Consider the following 6030-nt stretch of genomic DNA (forward strand, 5'->3'; position numbering starts at 1 on the left):
TGGCGTCGGGTCGCATCATGGGGGCTGGCTCCTGAAAAGAATTTGGAGCACAGCATCAAGCTTCAATTGCAGGACTGGAATGTGGGGTTCATGAGGCGCTTACTTTTGAACGGCTCAGGGCAATCGCTTATATTGACGGGTCCCAATACAGCATCCTGTCTGGGGAAAACGCTGGCCCTGTCTGTGTGCGATATCAACACGCCGCAATTTCAATGGAGAGTGCGCCCGGACATAGCACAGCCTGGAGCGATAGTGCTTCAAGGAGGGGAGGACGGTAAGTTCATCACAGCAGAGCAGAGCAGAGCGGGAGTGTAGTGATGCAAGGCAATACGTATGGTGCGGAGCAAAACTTCGACCGTCTCGGGCCTGACAATATTGCATCTTTAATAAAGATCCACTCAATAGGGGAAAAGTGTTTGATGCGTCTTGGTGATGGTGTCGTTACGCAGCCTTGCGTCAATGATATTAACCAGCAATGGCGGACTGGCAATCTCATGGATTATGACTCGCGCGGGCCGCACTTCAACCTTGTCACCCCTGATGGCAGTCGCTGTTTGGTGGATGGTTTGAAAATGAGGGATTGTCAGGTCGGTCTCAATACTCACCGATGGACTCGGCGAGCGGACTTCACAGGTGGGTCATGGTCCCAAGTGCAAAGTCTTGCGACGGGCACCTTCATAACGGCATCGCCAAATAACCCAACGGTGACGCAAGCAGCATTGGACTATGAGCCAACACAGAAATTTACGTTTGGGCGAGTAGCCCTGTCTCGGACAGCTGCTGAGGAGCAAACGCCTGCTGGCTCTGCTCCCAGGTAAATGAGTGTCAGGTCGCGTGTGGTCACTATGGCCACACGCTGCTTTGAATCAGCCCTTCCACACCTGCGGATTGACCAGATCCTGCGGACGCTCGCCCAGCAGTGCACTGCGCAGGTTGTTGTACGCGCGGTCGGCCATCGCCTGGCGGGTTTCCGTGGTGGCCGAGCCGACGTGGGGCAGGGTGACGGCATTCTTGAGCTGGAACAGCGGCGATTCGCTCAGCGGTTCTTTTTCGTAGACGTCCAGACCAGCGCCGCGGATAGTGCCGTTCTGCAGGGCCTCGATCAGTGCCGGTTCATCGACAATCGGCCCGCGGGCGATGTTGATCAGGATGGCGCCGGGCTTCATCAGGCTCAACTCGCGACGGCCGATCAGGTGTCTGGTCTTTTCGCTCAACGGCACCACCAGACAGACGAAATCTGCCTCGGCCAGCAATTGGTCCAGGCTGCGAAACTGTGCGCCCAGCTCCTGTTCCAGTTCACTCTTACGGCTGTTGCCGCTGTACAGGATCGGCATGTTGAAGCCCAGACGTCCACGGCGGGCAATGGCTGCGCCGATATTGCCCATGCCGACGATGCCCAGTGTCTTGCCATGCACGTCAGTGCCGAAATGCGGCGGCTCGATGCTGCGCGTCCATTGTCCGGCCTTGGTGTAGGCGTCCAGTTCGGCGACGCGGCGGGCGCTGCTCATGATCAACGAGAAACCCAGGTCTGCGGTGCTTTCGGTCAGCACGTCCGGGGTGTTGGTGAGCAGAATGCCGCGCTCGCTCAGGTAGCCGACATCGTAGTTGTCGTAGCCCACCGAAATGCTCGATACCACTTCCAGTTTGGTCGCGTTCTGCAGCTGTTCACGACCCAGTTTTCGGCCTGCGCCAATCAGACCGTGTGAGTGCGGCAGGGCTTCTTCAAACTGGGCGTTGATATCGCCCTGTTTGGGATTGGGCGCGATAACGTTGAAATCCTGCGCCAGGCGCTCGGCCATTTCGGGGGAAACACGGCTGAAGGCGAGTACGGTTTTTTTCATCGGGCAGTCACTCTTGAGCGATTGAATGAGTAGCACGCTAACATTCCTGCCCGCTCTTTGGCAGCCGCTTTTTGCAGTTGTACGATGTCAGCAGGACGCCTTGAGTGCCTGTACGTGCAAGTCGGCTTCATCGGCCGCGAGGATTTCCGGCAGCGAGCCGCGCAGGTATTCGACCCAGGTCCTGATCTTTGCGTCCAGGTACTGGCGCGACGGGTAAATGGCGTACAGGTTCAGCTCTTGCGAGCGATAGTCGGACAGCACGCGCACCAGCGTGCCGTTGCGCAAGCCTTCGATGGCCGAGTAGATCGGCAGGATGCCGATGCCCATGCCGCTGGAGATCGCGGTCTTCATGGCGTCGGCCGAGTTGACCAGCAACGGCGAACTGTTGATGGTGACCATCTCCTGGCCTTCCGGGCCGTCGAACAGCCATTTGTCCAGCGGGAACACTGGGCTGACGAGCCGCAGGCACGCATGGTTCAGAAGGTCTGCGGGCTTGTGCGCCATGCCGAAGGTTTTGACGTATTCGGGGGACGCACACACGATGCTGTAGGTAATGCCCAGGCGCTGCGACACAAAGCCCGAATCGGCCAGTTCGCTGGCCAGCACGATCGACACGTCGAAGCCTTCTTCCAGTAAGTCTGGCACCCGGTGCGTCATGGTCAGGTCGAAGGCGACGTCGGGGTGGTTGCGCCGATAGCGGGCAATGGCATCGATCACATAATGCTGGCCGACACCCGGCATCGAATGCACCTTGAGCTGCCCGGCGGGCCTTGCATGAGCGTCGCTCGCTTCGGCCTCGGCTTCCTCGACCGAGGCCAGAATCTGCTCGCAGCGCAGCAGGTAACGCTTGCCCGCTTCGGTGAGGGCAATGCGTCGTGTGGTGCGGTTGAGCAGCCGGGTCTGCAGGTGTGCCTCGAGGTTTGACACAGCGCGCGAGACGTTGGCGGTCGTGGTGTCCAGCACGGCAGCGGCGGCGGTGAAGCTGCCTGCCTGTGCCACGCTGCTGAAGGCGCGCATGTTTTGCAGGGTGTCCATGAGTACATCTCTGAATAGATGGCAAATTGTGACATGAAGTAACCATTGCATGTCAGCCAGACCAAAGCATTATCGCCGTTTCAGTAACAAACATTCACATATCTCCCCGCTTATCGCCGCGTCGAGTGCCGCCTAGAATCGCCGCCATTCAAGGTGCATTACCTTCGGTCGGGAACTCGCAGCTGTGTCGCGTCGCATCATCAGAGGGCTCAAGCCCCTCGGTATTCTGGCTTTGACGCTGGTCATCAGCGCGTGTGTCGCAACCCACGGCATCAAACCGCAAAGCAGTGTCTTGCCCGCCGACCGCCTGGCAACCGATCAGGCCATCCAGAGCGCTGCACGCGACGCTCATTGGCCTGCGGCGCAATGGTGGCGGGCCTATGGTGATGCGCAACTGGATCGCTGGATCGCACTCGCCACGCTGGGCAGCCCAAGCCTGGCGCTTGCTGCTGCCCGTGTGCGGCAGGCCAGGGCGATGGCTGGCATCGCTGAATCGGGCGAGTCGTTGCAGGTCCAAAGCAGCGCCAGCCTGATGCGCCACGCCTGGCCAGATGATCAGTTTTATGGGCCTGGAGCGCTGGCCGATACTCGCACCTGGGACAACAATGCGTCGCTTGGCCTGAGCTACGCGCTGGATCTGTGGGGGCGGGAACGTAACAAAAGCGAGCAGGCGCTGGATCTGGCGCACGTCAGCGCCGCCGAACAACGTCAGGCGCAGCTTGAATTGCAACAAAACGTGGTCCGCGCCTACATTCAGCTATCGCTTAATTACGCCCGTCTCGACATCGCCGAGGCCGCTCTGACTCAGCAGCAACAGATACTCGACCTGGCGCAGCGTCGCCTCAAAGGCGGGATCGGCACGCATTTCGACGTCAGCCAGGCCCAGACCGCACTGCCCGAAGCCCATCGGCAGATTGACGCGCTGCAAGAGGCGATTGCCCTGAGCCGCAATCAACTGGCCGCGCTGGCCGGCAAGGGGCCGGGGCAGGGCGTTGAGTTGCAGCGGCCCGCGTTGTCGTTGCACACCGAACTGAAACTGCCATCGGCACTGCCTGCTGAACTGCTGGGTCAGCGGCCAGACGTGGTGGCAGCGCGTTGGCAGGTTGCCGCTCGGGAGCGTGGCATCGACGTCGCTCATGCGAACTTCTATCCCAATGTCGATCTGCTCGGCAGCCTCGGTTATATGGCCACGGGCGGCAGCATGCTGGGGTTTCTGAGCGGCAGCAAACTCAGTTACACGGTCGGCCCGGCCATCAGTCTGCCGATCTTCGATGGCGGACGTTTGCGCGGGGAATTAGGCGAGGCGTCGGCCAGCTATGACATGGCGGTTGCGCGCTACAACCAGACGCTGGTGATGGCGTTGAAGAGTATTTCTGACCAGTTGATTCGTCGCGCCTCGATGGACAAACAGCGTGTATTTGCCGCCGAGTCGGTGGCGTCGGCACAAAAGACCTATGACATTGCCCTGATCGCCTGGCAACGCGGCCTGACCGATTACCTGAACGTGCTTAATGCCCGAACGCTGCTGCTTGGTCAGCAACAGATTCAGCAGCAGGTCGAGGCTGCACGGTTGACGGCCTATGCCGGGCTGACCGTGGCGCTGGGCGGCGGGTTGACGGCCAGCGATGGGCGCGCAGCGTGGTAACGATGATCACCAGCACCCTGCACCGCATCGTCGCCTTGCCGTGGCGGCGCGAGTTCAAAGGTTGGGCGCGCAGCGACGGGGTGACCTGGGTCTATCTTTTCAAGGTGTTGATCGCCGCCTTCCTGACCTACTGGCTGGCTCTTCGGCTGGAGTTGCCGCAACCGCACACCGCGATCATTACGGTGTTCATCGTCATGCAGCCGCAGAGCGGGCAGGTGTTCGCCAAGAGTTTCTATCGGCTGCTGGGCACGTTGGCCGGGTCGGCCATGATGGTTGTGTTGATGGCGCTGTTTGCGCAGGACCCTGTGCCGTTTCTCGGCTGCCTGGCGTTGTGGGTCGGAGTCTGTTCGGCAGGTGCGGCGCGTTACCGCAACTTTCGCGCTTACGGTTTTGTCCTGGCCGGGTACACCGCGGCGATGGTGGGGCTGCCGGCGCTGGCCCATCCTGAAGGGGCGTTCATGGCGGCTGTGTGGCGAGTGCTGGAAATCACGCTCGGCATTCTTTGCTCAACCGCAGTTACTGCCGCGATCCTGCCGCAAAGCGCCAGTGCTGCCATGCGCAATGCCTTGTATCAGCGCTTTGGCGTGTTCGCCCGCTTCATGGTCGAGGGTCTGCGCGGTGATATTTCACCTGGCGCATTTGAAACCGGCAACGTGCGTTTTGTGGCAGAGGCCATTGGTCTGGAAGGGCTGCGCAGCGTCACGGTATTTGAAGACCCGCACATGCGGCGGCGCAATGGCCGTCTTAATCGCCTGAACAGCGAGTTTATGGCCGTCACCACACGTTTCAATGCATTGCACCAATTGCTTGAGCGGCTGCGTAGCGAGCGTGCCGAAACCGTGCTGGAGCAGGTTTCGCCCGGCTTGGAGAGCCTGGCAGAACTGCTGCAGGCGTTCACCGGCCACAGTCTGACCAGCGATGATGCCGCTGCACTGGTCAGTCAGTTGGAGTTTTTCAAAATACAGTTGCCAGACCGCGTCAGAAGCCTGCGCGCCGAGCTTGAGCAGGCCTTGCCAAGTGAAGCCGAGCGGCTGGATTTTCATACCGCATTCGAGCTGTTGTATCGCTTGATCAGCGAGCTGCTTGATTACGCCCGGACCCATGCATCGCTGGCCGATCACAGGCATGTGCGCGAGCAGTGGAAAGAGCCGTTCGTACCGCGCACCCACTGGATGACGGCACTGTCGGCCGGGGTTCGTGCGACGTGCGTGGTCGGCCTTATGAGTGCCTGGTGGCTGCTGACGGCCTGGCCCAGCGGCGCGAACATGGTTCTGGCCTCGGCGGCCACGGTTGCGCTGTCATCGACCACCCACAACCCCAAGCGCATGTCGTTTCAGATGGCCACCGGCACCTTGCTCGGCGCGCTACTGGGCTTTGTCGTGTAGTGGTCAACTCATCCCGGACACGACGTTAAGGTTTTTCTCGTACTGAGCGGGCGCCAGTCCATCATTGAACTGGTGTGGCCGAATCCAGTTGTAGCGATGCATCAGATAATGACTGATATCCCGC

3 protein-coding genes and 3 pseudogenes are annotated in these 6030 nt (G+C 60.3%); 3 read left to right on the plus strand and 3 right to left on the minus strand.

All coding sequences use genetic code 11. From position 1 onward, the window contains the following. Positions 1-105 precede the first annotated feature (105 nt). Positions 106-818 (plus strand): annotated as a pseudogene (locus tag DW49_RS1000000134085) (TagA domain-containing protein); the annotation flags it as partial. A gap of 48 nt (positions 819-866) precedes the next feature. On the opposite strand, the gene DW49_RS0122115 reads toward DW49_RS1000000134085, so the two are convergent. Together DW49_RS0122115 and DW49_RS0122120 are read right to left on the minus strand one after the other, a co-directional pair. Then, positions 867-1841, minus strand: a complete 975-nt coding sequence (locus DW49_RS0122115) for a 2-hydroxyacid dehydrogenase (protein ID WP_024421405.1) — start codon at positions 1839-1841, stop codon at positions 867-869. 87 nt (positions 1842-1928) lie between these two features. Next, complete coding sequence (locus DW49_RS0122120) at positions 1929-2876, minus strand: LysR family transcriptional regulator (RefSeq protein WP_005615366.1); 948 nt, start codon at positions 2874-2876, stop codon at positions 1929-1931. A gap of 184 nt (positions 2877-3060) precedes the next feature. On the opposite strand from DW49_RS0122120, the gene DW49_RS0122125 reads away from it, so the two are divergent. Beyond that, complete coding sequence (locus tag DW49_RS0122125; protein WP_005615368.1) at positions 3061-4521, plus strand: efflux transporter outer membrane subunit; 1461 nt, start codon at positions 3061-3063, stop codon at positions 4519-4521. A gap of 2 nt (positions 4522-4523) precedes the next feature. Beyond that, positions 4524-5900: pseudogene (locus DW49_RS0122130) on the plus strand (FUSC family protein); the annotation flags it as partial. 9 nt (positions 5901-5909) lie between these two features. On the opposite strand, the pseudogene DW49_RS1000000132415 reads toward DW49_RS0122130, so the two are convergent. Continuing rightward, positions 5910-6030, minus strand: a pseudogene (locus tag DW49_RS1000000132415) (IS3 family transposase); the annotation flags it as partial.

Origin of the sequence: Pseudomonas avellanae BPIC 631 (genome assembly GCF_000444135.1) — a bacterium.
Classification (GTDB): domain Bacteria; phylum Pseudomonadota; class Gammaproteobacteria; order Pseudomonadales; family Pseudomonadaceae; genus Aquipseudomonas; species Aquipseudomonas avellanae.

Excerpts from the sequence above, each read along its gene's own strand:
- DW49_RS0122115 (WP_024421405.1), bottom strand. The coding sequence starts at position 1,841 with ATGAAAAAAACCGTACTCGCCTTCAGCCGTGTTTCCCCCGAAATGGCC.
- DW49_RS0122120 (WP_005615366.1), bottom strand. The coding sequence starts at position 2,876 with ATGGACACCCTGCAAAACATGCGCGCCTTCAGCAGCGTGGCACAGGCA.